This is a genomic window from Corallococcus macrosporus (assembly GCF_017302985.1).
Taxonomy (GTDB): domain Bacteria; phylum Myxococcota; class Myxococcia; order Myxococcales; family Myxococcaceae; genus Corallococcus; species Corallococcus macrosporus_A.
The window spans coordinates 1,159,639-1,175,939 of the sequence record NZ_JAFIMU010000007.1; the positions used below are offsets into that span (position 1 = coordinate 1,159,639).

Sequence of the window (16,301 nt, forward strand, 5' to 3'; positions counted from 1 at the left end):
AGCGCCGCGCCCCACCCCACCCCGCCGCCCGTCGAAGCGGTCCCGGCGCCACCTGGCGTGGCGCCCGCGCCCCGCGCCCCCGGTCTGCCGGGGGCGGTGTGGGCCACGGTGGCGGCGCTCTACGTGGTCCTCTTCCCGTACCACCCGGGCCTGCGCTCCCCCAACGAGCTGTGCCGCCTGTGGCAGACGCGCGCCCTGGTGGAGGACGGGACGCTGGAGATCAACCGCGCCCTGCGCGACTACGGCCCGGTGGGCGACCTGTCCGTGATGGACGGGCGCTACTACCCCTCCAAGGCGCCGCTCCTGTCCTTCGCCGCGGTGCCCGTGTACGCGGCGCTGAGGGCCGTGGGCGGCGGCCACCGCTACGCCGTGCCGGAGGTGCCGCTGGTCTTCTTCAGCCGCCTGTTCCTCACGGTGCTGCCCACGCTGGGGCTGCTGTGGGGGGTGCGCCGCTTCCTGCGCGCGTTCCTGTCGCCCGTCGTCGCGGACGGCGTCACGGTGACGTACGCGCTGGGCTCGCTCGCGTTCAGCTACTCGCTGCTCTTCATGAGCCACCAGACGACGGCGGTGCTGCTCTTCGCGGGCTTCTACGCGCTCTGGCGGCTGTCGCGCGGCGAGTGGCGTGAGCGCGGCTACGTCGTGGCCGGCGCGTGCGCGGGCGCCACCGTCGCCGCCGAGTACACCGGCGCGCTGGGCGTGCTGGGCCTCGTCCTCTACGCCGTCCTCACCGTGCTGGGCACGCCGGAGCCGTGGCCTGAGCGGCTGAAGAAGCTGGGCCGGGCCACGGGGCTCGCGGTGCTGGGCGCGCTGCCCTTCGTCGTCGCGCTGGGGCTCTACCACCAGGCCACGTTCGGGCACCCGCTGGAGACGGGCTACAAGCACCTCAACGACGCGGCCTACCAGCCGTGGCACCTGGGCGGCTTCCTGGGCATCCGCACGCCGGATCCGCGCGCCTTCACGCTGTCGTTCTTCTCCCCGCTGCGAGGGCTCTTCACGCTGTCGCCCTTCCTGCTGCTCGCGCTGCCCGGCCTGGTGCTGCTCAAGCGCCTGGGCCGCACGTCCCCGGAAGGACGCGCCCTCTTCTGGATGTCCGCGGCGACGCTCGCCGGCTACACGTACTTCACCTCGTCGTTCACCTACGACTCGTGGGGCTGGACCACGGGGCCGCGCCACCTCACGGGGCTGGTGCCCTTCCTGCTGCTGCCCGCGGGGCTGGTGCTGGAGCGGCTGCGCGGCGCCGGCCGGCCGGTGCTGTCCGGCATCGCGGCCATGCTGTGCGCGGCGTCCGTGCTCGTCACCGGCCTGGCCACCTTCGTCAACTACATCCCCGACGACGTCTCCACCCCCGTGCTCGGGCTGGCCCGGCCGCTGCTGCTGGACGGCTACCACCCGCCCAACCTCCTCGCCTTCCTGGGCCTGCCCACGGCGCTGGCGGGCGCGGTGCTGCTCGCGGCGCTCGCGGCCGTGGCGGCGGCCGTCTTCGCGGCGCTGGGCCGGGACGCGGCGGGACGCGCGGTGGCCCCCACGGCCTGGGCGGCGGGGCTCGCGACGCTGGCGGTGCTCGCGAGCGCGCAGGCGCTGTTCACCCGGAACGACCCGGCGGACCAGAACGCGGTGCGCTTCCTGGAGTCCGTCTGGCTCCAGCCCCCCGGCCGCTCCGACACGCCCTTCTGGCCCCGCGCCGGTTCCTGAGCGCGTGGCTATACTGGGGCTCCCCCTCCCTCGGAGACCGTGCATGACGACGCGGTGGTTCCTGCTGTCCACCCTCCTGCTGTGCGCCCCGGCCGTAGCCCACGCGGAGGACGCCGCGGACCTCTGGGACAAGAGCTGCAAGAACTGCCACGGCCCGGATGGCCGCGCCCAGACACGCATGGGCCAGAAGGAGTCCATCCCCGACATGAGCCGCGCCGCCTGGCAGAAGCGGGAGTCGGACGCCGACATCCGCGCCGTGATCGCCAACGGCTCCTCCCACAACCCCAGGATGAAGGCCTACAAGGACCGGCTCACCCCGGAGCAGATGGACGCCCTGGTGCGATACATCCGCACCTTCAAGCCCCAGGAGAAGGCCCCGTGAATAACCCTTCGCGCCCGGGCGTCGTGGGGATTGGGAGAATTGGAGCCGCCATGAAGACCCTCACCGTCGCCATCGTGTTCTGCCTGTCCATGGTCAGCCTCTTCACGTCGGTGCGCGCCGACGCCAATGCCTTCCCCCGCCTGGAGCCGGGCATCTCCCAGCCGGTGGCCCTGATGCCCAAGGGCGGCGACGGCAAGGGCGGTGGCAAGGGCGGCGACGGCGGTGGCAAGGGCGGTGGCGAGGAGGACGAGGAGGAGTACCGCCAGCAGACCCGCGCCCTCTCCCAGAGGGCCGCGCTGGAGCTGGTGGACCCCGGCGTCCTGGACGACATGCTCCGCCTGCGCGCCGCCATCCGCGGCGGCCAGCGCTGAAACCGCGCCGCGCCCACCTCGCAAGAATGAGGGGGGCTCGCAAACTTTGCGCAGCCTCCTGACGTCAAACGGCACCCACCCTTCCGCAGGGGTCCCTCTTTCCGGCGGGTTGGGTCCCTGACATCCCGGCACGAAGATTGCTGAAATGGGGTTCCCAAGGCGTGCCTCCCCCCAGGGGCACGCGAAGGAGCCCCCCAGATGGTGCGTCGCCCAACCCTCCGCCGTCGGTCCCGTGGCTTCACGCTCCTGCTCGCGCTGGGCGTGGTCGCGGTCGTGACGATGGCGGTGATGCTCAGCTACAGCGTGGTGGGCCGAGAGGCCGACACCCAGGCGGACACCCGCCGCCAGAAGCAGGCGTTCTTCGCCGCCGAGGCGGGCCTCGCGGAAGGCCGCGAGGCGGTGCGCCTCATGATGACGGGCGTCGGCGTCGCCAGCACCCTGAAGCTGCAGGACTATGTGGGCACGCCCGTCACCGACGTGCCGGACCTGGCCTCCGCCAATCCCCGCTGGTACGAGCTGCTCCCGGGAACCGCGCCGGGCAAGTGGAACGACTACCGCATCCTCACCACCAACCTGGACACCACCGAGGTCCCGGCGGGCGTGGACTACCCGGAGCAGCGCTACGTGCGCTACCGCGTCTTCGTGCGGGATGACCTGGACGGCGACAACGACCCGGACACCGACAGCAACAAGCAGCTGTGGATCCTCGCCGTGGGCGAGGTGACCAGCGCGAACGGCCGCCCGACGCGCTCTGTCGTGCAGGCGCTGGTCACCAACACGACGGGCGAGTCCATCTTCACGCCCGGCTGCATCACCAAGGGCTGCGGCCCGGACATGACCTACAACAACCCCACGGACCAGAAGGCGCCGGAAACCACGGTCATCACCATTCCGTGATCCCTTCCTCCCACACGAGCTCCCCATGAAACGCCTGACTCCCCTGCTGCTCCTGCTCCCAGCGCTCGCGAGCGCCCAGGACCGAGGCGAACTGGCCTTCACCAAGGCCTGCGCCCAATGCCACCAGGCCCGGACCCCCACGGAACCACAGCCGAAGGGGGTGCAGGGCGCCCGCGCCCCTGTCGGCCCCTACATGGACCAGGTCCTGCGCCGCAAGAACCTGAAGGAGGTCCAGACCTGGGTGCAGTCCCCCCATCGGATCAACCCGAAGACCAACTGCGACACGCGCCTGCTGGGACCTGATGACCTGGACGCCCTGACCAGCTTCCTGGCCACCGTGACGGTCGCGCCGCCACCGACGCGCCAGATGATGCTGCGTCAGCAGATGGACCAACTGGTGACGGAGCGGGCAGTGCGTGAGAAGGCCGAGGCGGAAGCGAAGGCGAAGTCCCAGCCGAAGAACCAGGGGAAGAAGTGATGCGCACGCTCTTTCAACGAACCCTCACGGCGCTGGTGCTGACGGTCGCGACGCCGTCCCTGACGAACGCGCAACAGCTCTGCCAGGACGACCTGGCCAACGACAAGCAGGGCGACTTCAAGCTGGGCCCTGACGGCCTCACCGTCGCCAACAACACCATCCTGCTGCGTCAGGACGGCCGCCTCCAGCTCAACACCAACCTCAAGAAGCTGGACTCGGAGAACATCACCTTCCCGTTCGACCAGACGGTCACCATCGACTACGTGTACGAGTCCGCCGGTGCTTCGCACTCGCTCGGCTACATGTACATGGATGACGTGAAGGCCCGCGGCTACGCGGACGCCAGCGGCAACCTCGTCGACAAGAACAACAACGGCATCCTCGACCTGCACGAGGCCATCTACAACCTGACGCCGGACGACGACACCGTCCTCCCCATCAAGTACGTGGGCGCCTCGCCGCGGTGCTCGCCGCGCAAGACCTTCACCTCCGGGGGAAAGACCTACGTCTACCCCGAACTGGCCATGACCGCGGACTGCAAGGGCCAGTTCGACAAGGACCTGGAGACCACGGACGCGCGTCCGGGCCGCATCACGGGCCAGTACAACTTCAACACCGACTGGGTCGGCACGCCGATGCCGGTCACCGGCAACGACAACGACCCCGTGGACCTGGGCGACGACGACGCGTCCGACCGGGGCCTGTTCCCGCACATCCCCAACCTGCTCGAGCCCTCCTCGCCGGCGAACGGCAACAAGGGCATCGGAAGAATGGTCTTCCTGCTGGTGGACGACGACGACGGTGAGTCCGTCTTCCGCAAGCTGGGCCCTGTCGCGGACAGCTCCGACACCAACGACGGTGTCCCGGACTACAACGTCTCCGAGTACGACTTCCGCGGCATCAAGCTGCCCAAGCCGGATCCGAAGGATCCGGATTACGCGGACTGGGACAAGATCAACACCAAGGACCGCCGGGTGAACCTGGGCCTGGTCGAGGGTGGCAAGGAGATCGTCTTCTTCGCCGTCGTCTACTACGACTACCGCCACAACCTGGACAACGACACGGTCGCCCCCTGCCTCAAGCGCAAGCCCTACGCGAACGACGCCGTGGAGGACGGCAGGTGCCTGCTGCACCTGCGCACGTCCGTGTCCGTGTTCTTCTCCAAGGCCACCTGGAACCTGGACCAGAACTTCCTGGCGCCCGCGGACAACAAGGTGGCGGAGCGCAACATCGGCTGCGACTACTCCGACCAGTGCACGAGCAGCGCCAGCAGCAAGGCGTGCAAGATCGTCAACACCAACGACAAGGCCTGTGGCTGGCTGGACCAGGGCACCATCCAGCGCCTGAACACGCCGGCGTACAACAACCTGGCCATGCCCAAGGAGCGCGTGACGGTGATGCGCCCTGGCACGGAGGTGGGGAATCTGAAGCCGGCGGTGGACCGGATGAACTACATGCCCCACGTCATCGTGGGCGCGCCCACCACGGACCCCTTCCGGTGGATCCTCGGCTTCGAGGACCTCAACGGCGGCGGTGACCGCGACTTCAACGACATCGTGTTCATGATCAACAAGGAGAACGGCGGTGGCGCCAAGTCCACCACCATCACCTCGGACGTCATGGGCGACACGGGCGACAAGCTGGGCCCGGACTTCACCATCACCAAGGTCCGCTTCCGCCGCCAGGACGACGTCGCCCCGTACGCGACCCCCGCCAGACCGCCCACGAACATCCCCACGGGCATCCGCACCAAGGTTCCCGGCTGCACGCAGACGCCCTGCTACACGCCCCCTGCCTGCACGAAGGCGCCCTGCTGGACGGAAGAGGCCGCGGGCGCGTGCACGTCGAGCGGCGTGAAGCCGACCATCACCTACTCCATCGCCGTGGACTGCCGCGTGCTGGACGGCAATGGCAAGTACCAGCCCAACTCGTCGCCCACCTGGGTGCCCGTGCCCTTCAACAACACGGGGGAGTACCCTGACCAGGAGGTGGAGATCGACATCCTGGCGCTGGGGCTCACCGGTTCGCAGCTGTGCTGGAAGGTGGACATCAGCAGCCCCAACGAGCTGTGCCGTCCCATCATCGACGACGTGGACATCGGCTACCAGGCCGTGCGCTCCGGCTCCTACTCGCGCTCCAGCCCCAGCACGCTGGGCAACGTCGCCGTCTGGGGCGTGAACGAGACGCCGGGTCAGGCGTGGGGTGTGAACTGGAGCAACGAGGGCACGCTGCCCGCCGCCGGCATCCGCGCCTATGACGGCGCGAAGGACTTCGGCATCCGCGGCCGGTTGTATCTCCAGTCGCTCTACAACCCGGAGTCCCCCGAGGTCACCAACGTGGCGGATCCGAAGCTGCGCTGGGAGGCCGGGCGGGTGATGGCCCTGTCGCTGGCCGGCTCCGACCCGCTCACCCGCAAGCTCTACACGATGAACGACGGGGGCGTGCGCAAGGAGGTCAAGGACGTGCTCGAAGTCGGCTCCACGCTGCTGCCCGCGACCCTCTGCAACACGTACAGCGAGATTGATGGCCGCTACCTGTACGACCTGAACCACGACAGCACCTGCAGCGTCCTGCCCCTGCCGTCTCCGGCCCCCTACAGCGACCGCCAGTTCCTGGTGGACTGGCTGTACGGCTACGAGAACGTGAACGCCACGGGCAGCAACAACAAGTACCGGCCCTGGCCGTTTGGTGGCATCAACCTCTCCACCGTGGCGGTGGCGGTGCCTCCGTACCAGGACAACTGGTACCAGAACGCGAAGCCCGCGGAGCGCGACCTCTACCGCAAGAACTTCATGACGCCCCTGGAGAAGCGGAGCACCCGGGCCTACGTGGGCACGATGACCGGTGTGCTCCACGGCTTCGACACGGGCGACTTCCGCAATGGTCTGCGCGACGGCTGCGTCAACAAGGACCAGTACCGCGGCTACTTCGTTCCGGAGGGCTGCGGAACCCCGGCCGCGCCGGCCAAGCGCGCGTACGGCACGGGCGAGGAGGTCTTCGCCTACATGCCCAACAAGATGCTGGGCCAGTACCGCAACCAGTACGTGCGCTTCCGCAACTCGGGCACGCTCGTGCGTCCGCAGATGGACGCGTCGCCCAGCATCGCCAACGTGGACCTGGGTGACCGCAACGACTGGGGCTCCTCCATCAAGTACGACTGGAAGCCCTCGGCCACGAAGGAGAAGCAGCAGGGCGCCAAGACGGTGCTCGTGTCCGCCACGGGCAAGAGCAACCCGGTCGTCTTCGCGCTCGACATCACGGATCCGACGAAGTCCTGGTACCCGCTGCCCTTGTGGGAGTTCAGCCTCGCGGACGTGGACGTGGCGAGCGCCTTCTCGGAGGCGCAGTCGAAGGACAGCACGGTGCTGCTGCCGGACAACAGCGGCTCCCGGCACGCGCCCTCCATCGCTCGCATCTCCTGGGGCTCCGCGGCGGACCAGGACCGGCGCTGGGCGGCCGTGGTGGGCACCGACTACGAGCCGGGCACCCTGCGCGCGGGCGCGGTGTTCATCATCGACATGAAGACGGGCAAGCCCCTCAAGTACGGCTCCAGCGACTACGCGGGTGTCATCACCTTCGAACAAGGCTCGGGCATCGCGGCGGAGACGGCGATGCTGGACCTGGACAAGGACGGCTCCTACGACGTCATGTACGTGCCCACCACGGCGGGCAGCGTCTGGCGCGTCAACCTCAAGAGCGTCGACACGGGCCGCAAGCTGGGCAGCCAGGTGAAGAAGTGCATGATCGCCCATGCGTCCTCGGGGTTGAAGAACTACCCGGGCGCCAGCCAGACGGACCTGGAGCTGCAGCAGCTCTACTCCAACATGGCGGTGCAGCAGATCAGCACGGACGCCGGCCCGGCGGTGCGCTTCTACTTCGGCACGAGCGACAGCCCGGACAAGTACACGGACGGCTACAAGGAGCCGAACCCCAAGAGCCCCACGTACCAGTACCATCTGCTCGCCTACGAAGACCCGGACCCCAACGGCACCAAGCCGTGCGCGGAGCTCAAGCCCCTGTGGGTGGAGAAGATGGACCCGGGCCAGAAGCTGTGGGGCGGCGTGGCCATCAGCGCCAAGCAGGTCTTCGCCGCGACGGCGGTGGGCCAGGCCGCGGACATCTGCAACCTGGACGCGACCGCCAAGGGCAAGTCCTACACCGCGGAGAAGGATACGGGCACGCTGAGCAGGTCGGACCTGACGGGCCACGCCATCTCTCCGCCGGTGGTCCACGACGAGCACCTCTTCGTGCTCACGGCGACAGGCAAGATGACGGTCCAGGGCAGCAACAAGTGGAACAACGAGAGCGGCGCGAGCGGCGTTCCCCGCTCGCAGATCATGCTGTGGGAACCGCTGCCTGACGGGAGACTGCCGCAATGAAGCGCGCTTCACGGGGTGTCACCCTGCTGGAAGTCATGGCCACCATGGCCGTCATGCTGCTGGGTGTCGCGGCGGCGATGACCGTGGTGAGCCAGACGACCCGCTCCAACCGCCGCACCCTGACCGCCAACCAGGCGCAGATCATCGCGGAGCAGACCCTGGAGAGATTCCTCCAGGTGGGTTGCCAGGGCCGCGTGAACTGCGACGTGCCGGATGAGACCTTCGACGTCTACCAGACGTCGGAGGGGTTCCTGCGTGACACGGCCCCCGTGGATCCGACGGTCGTCGCGCGCAAGTACACGGTGACCGTGGACGTGGACAACTCCAAGATCCCCGGCAGCATCGAGGGAGGCAAGGTGGGCGAGCCGGCCCTCACCCGCGCCCTCGTGGGCGCGACGACCGGAACGCTGGTGAATGTGCGCGTGTCGGTGAGCTGGGACGAGCCGGGCATCCGCGCGGGCCGTCAGATGGTGGTCCTCCAGAGTCGAATGGCGCCATGAAACCCTCCTCTCTCCACGACCGGGGCTTCACGCTCCTTGAAGTGATGATCGCCAGTGCCATTGGCGTCATCGTGCTCACCACGGGGCTGGTGGTGGGCACGCAGATGCAGAAGCGCGCCCTGTTCGAGGAACAGACGATGACCGCCCAGGTCACCGGCCGGGCCGTGAAGGAGATGCTCACGCTGGACGTGTCCCGCGCGGGCATGGGCATGGGCAACACGCCCATCTCCTTCTCGGACACCGATGAGCGCTCGGCCATCACGGTCTGGCACCAGCCGGACCTGAAGACGGGCGCCGGGACCACGCTGGGCGCGGACCCGGGGGGCTACGAGCCCCCGCCCGCCGGTTTCCCGGTGTCGGATGCGCTCCAGCTCTACTGGGGGGACACGAACGGGATGATCACGCTGTCGGCCTGCCAGGGGAAGGACACCGTCCGGGACACCACGCCCTCGATCTTCTGCGCGCGGCCGCAGGCCTCCACCGCCATGGTCACCCCCACGGGCCCGGCCCTCGCGGTGCTGGTGAGCGGTGGAAACAAGATGGCCTGCCCCGTCAGCATCACCGCCGTGACGCCCGGAGCGGCCGGCACGCTTTCGTCCTTCACCATCAACACGGCGCTCCCCCAGTCCTCCATCTGCTCCACGACGCCGGGGCACTGGCAGAAGAGCGGGGGGGACATCGAGAACTGGGTGGCGCTGCGGCTGAGCGGCGCGGCCTACCGGGTGAACTGGAAGGGCGGCATCCCGACGCTGGAGTACCGGGCCCCGGGCACGACGACCTGGTCCGTCCTGAGCCGCGACGTCGAGCAGCTCAGCGTGAGGGAGGGCGTCGTCAACCTGGGCATCAACCAGAACCAGTTGGACTGGTACCCGGGCGAAAACCCGCTGTCCCCGAGCACCCCCCATCCGCCCATCTCCGACTGCGACGTGGCGAAGTACAACCTGGGAATCTGCAAGACGGACGACAAGTCGTCGTCAGGGAACACCCTGGCTGCCCCGACGACGACGCAAGAGGTCATCAAGCGCCTGCGTCAGCGGGTGCGGGAGCTGGAGGTGACGCTGGTCATCCGCACGCGGCGCATCAACCGGGACGCGAACATGACCGGCACGGATGAAGAAGGCCTGGCGAAGGATGGCTACACGCGCCGTCGCTACACGTTCCGCGTCGCGGCACGCAACATGACGGTGGGCCTGACGCGGCCGCCGGCCTCGGGGACTCCATGAAGCAGACGCGTGGCATGACGTTGTTGGAGATGATGACCGCCGTGGCGGTGGTGGCCATCTTCGTGGGCCTGGCGGTGGCGGGCGTCCAGACCCGCATCGGTGGGCAACGGGAGAGCACGGCCACGCGCGAGCTGTGGTCGTCCGCGCTGCGGGCACGCCAGCTGGCCATCAGCACGGGCCAGCCGGTGCGCATCGTGGTGAAGCCCAACGTCCTCCAGCCGGATGGCCGAAAGTACACCGTGGCCCGCTGGGAGCAGATGAAGTGCGGTGACGACGTCAGCACGCCAGACCCGTGGGGCGTGGACAAGTGTCCCATCACCGCCTGCGTGAACACGACCTGCCGCGATACGCCCGCGTGCTGCAGCCAGACGGGACCGGACATCGTCATCCCGGCCACGATGGACGCCTCGAAGATCAACAACCTGTGCTTCCTGCCGGGCACGGGCCGGCCGGTGCTCCAGCAGGACTGCATGAAGGGGCTGCTCGGCCAGCCCGGCAAGATCGCCGAGATGGCCCCGAAGGACGAGTCCATCCAGTTCCTCTTCACGTCCAAACGGGCCAAGAGCGTGCTGATGGTGGAGCCGCTGACGGGCCTGTCCAGCGTGATGGACTGCGACTCGCTGGCCGCCACCACCAGCGACGCCACCCGGAAGGACGCGCGCCTGGCCGCGGCGTGCGCGGTGGCGCCGCCCTGAGGATGTGACCTGCGCGCGCCCGGGGACCTTCCTGTGTCCCGGGCGCGCGTGAGCCTCCCCGCCCGGCGGCCGTCCGGTGCGTTCCCTGGACACGACAGGTGCCCGTATCCAGCGTTGATTTGGGACAGGGCGCACCCTAATTAGCCGAGGGCCCCACACGGGCCCTCGAATGGATACCTCTCTTCCTCCGAAGTCCGACGGCACGTCCTGGCCCGGCGGCCCCCCTCCTCCCTCGGGTGATGCCTTCGCCCGGCTGCTGGCCTCCCTGCGCGCGGGGCACCGTGCGCGGACGCAGGGGGTGAAGGGCGCGGCGCGCGGGCACCTGCTCGCCCGCCTGCACCGCGAGCTGCGCGCGCCCCTGGTGTGCGTGGCCGCGGATGAGGAGGCGGCGGACGCGCTCGCGCACGACCTGGCCTTCTTCCTGGGCGGCACCGGCAGCCTGCTGGAGCCCCGCGTGCTGCGCCTGCCCGCGGACGAGGTGCTCCCGTACGACGAGCTGTCGCCGGAGGCGGGCCCCATCACGGAGCGGCTGGGCGCGCTGTTCCACCTGGCGCGCGGCACGCCGTTCCCCGCGCTGGTGCTGTCCCTGCGCGCGCTGCACCGCCGCGTGCTGCCGCTGGGGGTGATGGAGGGGCTGGCCCAGCGCGTGGAGGTGGGCCAGGACTTCGACCGCGACTCGCTGGCGCGGAAGCTGGCGCTGATGGGCTACCAGAACAGCCCGCTGGTGGAGGACAAGGGCACCTTCAGCGTGCGCGGCGGTCTGCTGGACGTCTTCAGCCCGCTGTACGAGCGGCCGGTGCGCCTGGAGTTCTTCGGGGACACCATCGAGTCCATCCGCGTCTTCGACCCGGAGTCGCAGCGCACCGTGGACGCGCTCAAGACCGTGGACCTGGTGCCCGCGCGCGAGCTCTTGCTCACCGACGACACCCGCCCGCGCGCCGAGGCCGCGGCCCGCGCGGTGGCGGACCGCATCAACCTGCCCACCATCAAGCTGCGCGAGCGGCTGGACGCGCTGCGGGAGGGCCTGCCCGGCTTCGGTCTGGAGGGGCTGCTGCCCGGCTTCTTCGAGGGCGGCCTGGCCTCCGTGTTCGACTACCTGCGCGCGTGGGCGCCGGAGCCCGTCGTCTACCTGGACGACCCCGTGGGGCTGGACCGCGCGCTGGAGGAGCTGTGGGCGGAGCTGGCGAAGGGCGTGGAGGAGGCGGACGCGCGCCAGGACCTCACCTACCCGCCGGAGCACCACTTCCTCACGCGCGAGGGCGTGGCCGCGGGCCTCAAGGCCCTGCGCGTGGTGGAGGGCGGCGGCCTGTCGCTGTCGCAGTCCGAAGCGCCCGTGGCCTTCACCTTCGGCACGACGCAGGACCTGCGCGAGGCCATCCTCGCGCACCACGGCGAGGAGGGCGCGCTCACCCCGCTGGTGGAGCGGCTGCAGCGCTGGCGTGAGACGGGCGTGGCGTGCGCGGTGGCGTGCGGCACCCTGAGCCAGGCGGACCGGCTCAAGCGGCTCCTGCTGGACCGGTCCGTGATGGTGAAGGTGCACACGGAGCCGCTGCAGGACCCGGCGAAGCTCTACGAGCCGGCCATCTGGGCGCACCTGTTCACCGGCGAGGTGAGCCACGGCTTCACCGACCCCGAGGGCCGGCTGGCGGTGCTCGCGGATGAAGAGATTTTCGGCGTCCGCTCCCGCCGCCGCGTCAAGCGCAGCAAGAAGCTGGACGCGTTCGCCGCGGGCTTCAAGGACCTGAAGGAAGGCGACCTCATCGTCCACACCGACTTCGGCATCGGGCGCTACGCGGGCCTGACGAAGATGGAGGTGCAGGGCGTGCCGGGGGACTTCCTCGTCCTGGAGTACGCGGGGCGGGACAAGATCTACCTGCCGGTGGGCCGCATGCGGCTCATCCAGAAGTTCACCGGCGGCGACCCGGAGAAGGTCCAGCTGGACAAGCTGGGCACGACGAGCTGGGAGAAGACGAAGAAGCGCGTCAAGGAGCAGCTGCTCAAGATGGCGGCGGAGCTGCTGCAGATGGCCGCCGCGCGCAAGGCGCACCCGGGCTACGCGTTCGCGCCGCCGGACCGCTACTTCGCCCAGTTCGAGGCGGACTTCGAGTTCGAGGAGACACCGGACCAGGCGAAGGCCATCGAGGACGTGCTCGCGGACATGCAGAAGGCGCAGCCGATGGACCGGCTCGTCTGCGGCGACGTGGGCTATGGCAAGACGGAGGTGGCCATGCGCGCCGCCTTCAAGGCCACGTTGGATCGCAAGCAGGTGGCGGTGCTGGTGCCCACCACGGTGCTGGCGCAGCAGCACTTCCACTCCTTCAAGAAGCGCTTCAAGGACTACCCCGTCACGGTGGAGGTGATTTCCGGCATCCGCAAGCCGCCGGAGATCCGCGACATCCTCCGCCGCGCCAAGGAGGGCAAGGTCGACATCGTCATCGGCACGCACAAGCTGCTGGCTGGCGACGTGTCCTTCAAGGACCTGGGACTGCTGGTGGTGGACGAGGAGCAGCGCTTCGGCGTGAAGCAGAAGGAGGCGCTCAAGCGGTTGCGCACGCAGGTGGACGTGCTGACGCTGACGGCGACGCCCATCCCGCGCACGCTGCACATGAGCATGTCCGGCGTGCGCGACATGAGCATCATCGCCACGCCGCCGCAGGACCGCCGCGCCATCCGCACCTTCGTGATGAAGTACGACGAGGCCGCCATCAAGGAAGCCGTCGAGCGGGAAATCGCCCGCGGCGGCCAGGTCTTCTTCGTGCACAACCGCGTGGAGTCCCTGCCCTCCATGGAGCAGGAGCTGAAGAAGCTCCTGCCCAACGTCTCCATCGGCGTGGCGCACGGCCAGATGGCGGAGGGGCAGCTGGAGAAGGTGATGCTCCAGTTCACGGAGCACAAGTTCCAGGTGCTCTTGTGCACGAGCATCATCGAGAGCGGCATCGACATCTCCAGCGCCAACACGATGATCGTCAACCGCGCGGACCAGTTCGGTCTGGCGCAGCTCTACCAACTGCGTGGGCGCGTGGGCCGCAGCAAGGAGCGCGCGTACGCGTACCTGCTGGTGCCCACCCGCCGCCCGGTGACGAAGGACGCGCAGCGGCGCCTGGAGGTGCTCCAGAACTTCACGGAGCTGGGCGCGGGCTTCTCCATCGCCAGCCACGACCTGGAGATCCGCGGCGCGGGCAACCTGCTGGGCGAGAAACAGTCCGGCGCCATCGCGGAGATTGGCTTCGACCTGTACGCGCAACTGATGGAGGAGGCCGTCGCGGAGCTCCAGGGCATGCCGCCCAAGGTGCACGTGGAGCCGGACATCAACCTGCCCATGCCGGCGCTCATCCCCGACGACTACGTGGCGGACGTGCACCAGCGGCTGGTGTTCTACAAGCGCTTCAGCCAGGCCAGCCACCCGGACGAGGTGACGGACCTGCGCGCGGAGCTGGTGGACCGCTACGGCGAGGCGCCCGACGAGGTGGACGCCCTCTCCGAGGTCACGCTGCTCAAGATCGACATGCGAGAGCTGCGGCTGCGCGCGCTGGAGGCGGGTCCGGGCCGGCTGTCGCTGGCGCTGGGCGGCGACGCGCTGCTGGACGGCGCGAAGGTGGCGGGGCTGGTGCAGCGCTCCAAGGGCTTCTACCGGCTGACACCGGACATGAAGCTCATCGCGCGCGTGCCTCCGGAGGTGAAGGGGCACGCGCTGCTCGCGGAGGCGCACAAGCTGCTGCGCGACGTGGGCACCTGCGCGCTGCCCCGGCACTGACGCCGGGCTTCAGCTAGGCTTGGGCGCGCATGGCCATTGAGAAGGCGCTGCTCCTCATCGCGGACATCGGCGGCTACACCCGCTTCATGCGGCAGCACCGCTTCGGCCTCGCGCACGCGCAGGACACGGTGGCGCAGCTGCTGGAGGCCGTCATCGACGCGTCCGGCCGGTTCAAGCTGGCGAAGCTGGAAGGCGACGCGGCCTTCTTCTACGCCGTGGGCGAGGACACCTCGCCCATTGCGAAGCAGGTCGCGGCCATCCGCCGCGCCTTCCTGGAGCGCCGGGAAGAACTCGTCATTGACCGCATGTGCAGGTGCGACGGGTGCACGCAGGTGGGCAACCTGACGCTCAAGTTCGTGGCCCACGCCGGGGAGGTGGCCTTCCAGAAGGTGAAACACCTCACGGAGCTGGCCGGGGTGGACGTCATCCTCCTGCACCGGATGCTGAAGAACGACGTGCCCATCTCCGAATACGTCCTGATGACGGACGCGGTGCACCAGCGGTTGGAGCCGGAGCTGCGCCAGCTCAGCCAGGGGCTGGAGCACGACTTCGAGGGCATGGGCCGCACGGCGACGCACTACATCGACCTGGGCGCGCTGGTGACGAGCGTGCCCGCGCCGCGCCCCAACCTGCTGCGCAAGCTGTGGTGCAAGCTCATGCTGGAGCTGCGGTCGCTGAAGTACGTGCTCGGCTTCAAGGAGGCGTGCCAGGGCTTCCGCAACGTCGAGGTCATCGACGCGCCAAAGCCCTGAGCCGCCGCGCGCTCAGCCGCCCGTGCAGAAGCGGGACACGGCCTGCGTGAGGGCGGCCTCGCAGCGCACCAGGTCCTGCATGGGGACGAACTCGCCCGTCTGGTGCGCGACGCGGATGTCGCCGGGGCCGAACACCACGGCCTCCGCGCCCAGCTCCGTGAGCTGGGGGGCCTCCGTGCCGAAGGACACCGTCTCGGACGCGTTGCCGCTGACCTCTTCCAGGAAGCGCACCACGTCCGCGTCGCCGCGCGTGTGGACGCCGCGGTCCATGCGCAGCACCTTGATGCGCGCCTCGTAGGCGGGCTCGTCGCGGGTGAGCTCCTGGCGGATGTGCTCCATCATCTCGGGGACGCGCTCGGCGGCCTGGCCGGGGATGGGGCGCCACTCCACGGTGAAGCGGCAGGAGCCGGGCAGGACATTCTTCGCCTTGCCGCCCTGGATGAGGCCCACGTTCACCGTGGTGAAGGGGGGCTGGAAGCCCTCGTCGCGGTCCTCGCGCAGGACGGTGTTCGCCAGCGTCTCCAGCCGTTGCAGGAAGCGGCCGGCGCGGAAGATGGCGGACGCGCCCAGCTCCGGGTACGCGCTGTGCCCTTCCTTGCCCAGCACCTCCACCTCCGCCAGGCAGTAGCCCTTGTTGGCGCGCACGGGGATGAGGCGCGTGGGCTCGCCGACGATGGCGTGCTTCGCGCGGCCCAGGCCCGCGGCCACCAGCTTCTTCGCGCCCACGAGCCCCACCTCTTCGTCCGCGGTGAGGATGACGAGCAGGGGCGCGTCCAGCTTCGGCAGGTCCTTGCGCGTGGCGGTGTGCAGCGCGCAGGCGATGAAGCCCTTGGTGTCACAGGCGCCGCGGCCGTACAGCTTGCCGTCGCGTTCGGTGAGGCGCAGCGCGTCCGTCCAGGCGGCGTCATAGGGCACGCAGTCGGAGTGGCCCACCAGGGCCAGCGCGGCGCGGTCCGCGTCGCCCTTGCGGGCGATGAGGTTCACCTTCGCCACGCCCGCGTCGTCGGTGTAGTGCTGGCGCTCGGCGGTGAAGCCGGCGGCCTCCAGCCGCGCCTGGGCGTAGTCGATGAGGGGCGCGTTGGGGCGCGAGGACGTGGTGTCCAGTGCCACCAGTTCCGCCAGGGTGGCCTGCAGCGCGGGCAGCGTGTCGCTCATGGGACGGCCTCCAGTCAGGCCAC

General features: G+C 69.5%; 12 protein-coding genes. 11 read left to right on the forward strand and 1 reads right to left on the reverse strand.

Translation table 11 applies throughout. The features are described from left to right. Positions 1-57 precede the first annotated feature (57 nt). The 11 genes from JYK02_RS17065 to JYK02_RS17115 all read left to right on the forward strand — a co-directional run bounded on the left by JYK02_RS17065 (position 58) and on the right by JYK02_RS17115 (position 15,123). Positions 58-1,692, forward strand: a complete 1,635-nt coding sequence (locus JYK02_RS17065) for a hypothetical protein (RefSeq protein ID WP_431603496.1) — start codon at positions 58-60, stop codon at positions 1,690-1,692. 43 nt (positions 1,693-1,735) lie between these two features. Then, positions 1,736-2,074, forward strand: a complete 339-nt coding sequence (locus JYK02_RS17070; RefSeq protein WP_207052351.1) for a c-type cytochrome — start codon at positions 1,736-1,738, stop codon at positions 2,072-2,074. 50 nt (positions 2,075-2,124) lie between these two features. Beyond that, positions 2,125-2,445, forward strand: a complete 321-nt coding sequence (locus JYK02_RS17075) for a hypothetical protein (protein WP_207052353.1) — start codon at positions 2,125-2,127, stop codon at positions 2,443-2,445. 198 nt (positions 2,446-2,643) lie between these two features. Further along, a complete protein-coding gene (locus JYK02_RS17080) occupies positions 2,644-3,342 on the forward strand; it encodes a hypothetical protein (protein ID WP_207052355.1) in 699 nt (232 codons plus the stop codon). Positions 3,343-3,367: 25 nt separating this feature from the next. Further along, positions 3,368-3,820 carry a c-type cytochrome gene (locus JYK02_RS17085; protein ID WP_207052356.1) on the forward strand — a complete coding sequence of 151 codons (453 nt, stop codon included), beginning with the start codon at positions 3,368-3,370 and terminating at the stop codon, positions 3,818-3,820. Then, entirely contained in the window at positions 3,820-8,199 is a 4,380-nt protein-coding gene (locus JYK02_RS17090; protein ID WP_207052357.1) for a DUF4114 domain-containing protein, read from the forward strand. Before JYK02_RS17085 ends, JYK02_RS17090 begins: the two co-directional genes overlap by 1 nt. Continuing rightward, positions 8,196-8,699 (forward strand): type IV pilus modification PilV family protein, encoded by a 504-nt coding sequence (locus JYK02_RS17095; RefSeq protein WP_207052358.1) that lies wholly within the window; start codon positions 8,196-8,198, stop codon positions 8,697-8,699. Before JYK02_RS17090 ends, JYK02_RS17095 begins: the two co-directional genes overlap by 4 nt. Beyond that, the gene (locus tag JYK02_RS17100; RefSeq protein WP_207052359.1) at positions 8,696-9,922 is read left to right on the forward strand and encodes a PilW family protein; all 1,227 of its coding nucleotides are present in this window, start codon (positions 8,696-8,698) and stop codon (positions 9,920-9,922) included. The genes JYK02_RS17095 and JYK02_RS17100 overlap by 4 nt, the downstream gene beginning before the upstream one ends. Further along, positions 9,919-10,617 carry a pilus assembly FimT family protein gene (locus tag JYK02_RS17105; RefSeq protein ID WP_207052360.1) on the forward strand — a complete coding sequence of 233 codons (699 nt, stop codon included), beginning with the start codon at positions 9,919-9,921 and terminating at the stop codon, positions 10,615-10,617. The genes JYK02_RS17100 and JYK02_RS17105 overlap by 4 nt, the downstream gene beginning before the upstream one ends. A gap of 169 nt (positions 10,618-10,786) precedes the next feature. Beyond that, positions 10,787-14,371, forward strand: a complete 3,585-nt coding sequence (gene mfd / locus JYK02_RS17110) for a transcription-repair coupling factor (RefSeq protein WP_207052361.1) — start codon at positions 10,787-10,789, stop codon at positions 14,369-14,371. Positions 14,372-14,400: 29 nt separating this feature from the next. After that, positions 14,401-15,123, forward strand: coding sequence for a DUF2652 domain-containing protein (locus JYK02_RS17115; RefSeq protein ID WP_207052362.1), 723 nt, complete (start codon positions 14,401-14,403; stop codon positions 15,121-15,123). Positions 15,124-15,135: 12 nt separating this feature from the next. Here JYK02_RS17115 and argE read toward each other — a convergent pair whose 3' ends face one another. Beyond that, entirely contained in the window at positions 15,136-16,278 is a 1,143-nt protein-coding gene (argE, locus tag JYK02_RS17120; protein ID WP_207052363.1) for an acetylornithine deacetylase, read from the reverse strand. Between the last annotated feature and the right edge of the window lie 23 nt (positions 16,279-16,301).

Coding starts and splice junctions, on each gene's coding strand:
- argE (WP_207052363.1), bottom strand. CDS start 16,278: ATGAGCGACACGCTGCCCGCGCTGCAGGCCACCCTGGCGGAACTGGTG.
- JYK02_RS17085 (WP_207052356.1), top strand. CDS start 3,368: ATGAAACGCCTGACTCCCCTGCTGCTCCTGCTCCCAGCGCTCGCGAGC.
- JYK02_RS17070 (WP_207052351.1), top strand. CDS start 1,736: ATGACGACGCGGTGGTTCCTGCTGTCCACCCTCCTGCTGTGCGCCCCG.
- JYK02_RS17115 (WP_207052362.1), top strand. CDS start 14,401: ATGGCCATTGAGAAGGCGCTGCTCCTCATCGCGGACATCGGCGGCTAC.
- JYK02_RS17100 (WP_207052359.1), top strand. CDS start 8,696: ATGAAACCCTCCTCTCTCCACGACCGGGGCTTCACGCTCCTTGAAGTG.
- JYK02_RS17095 (WP_207052358.1), top strand. CDS start 8,196: ATGAAGCGCGCTTCACGGGGTGTCACCCTGCTGGAAGTCATGGCCACC.
- mfd (WP_207052361.1), top strand. CDS start 10,787: ATGGATACCTCTCTTCCTCCGAAGTCCGACGGCACGTCCTGGCCCGGC.
- JYK02_RS17080 (WP_207052355.1), top strand. CDS start 2,644: ATGGTGCGTCGCCCAACCCTCCGCCGTCGGTCCCGTGGCTTCACGCTC.
- JYK02_RS17090 (WP_207052357.1), top strand. CDS start 3,820: ATGCGCACGCTCTTTCAACGAACCCTCACGGCGCTGGTGCTGACGGTC.
- JYK02_RS17075 (WP_207052353.1), top strand. CDS start 2,125: ATGAAGACCCTCACCGTCGCCATCGTGTTCTGCCTGTCCATGGTCAGC.
- JYK02_RS17105 (WP_207052360.1), top strand. CDS start 9,919: ATGAAGCAGACGCGTGGCATGACGTTGTTGGAGATGATGACCGCCGTG.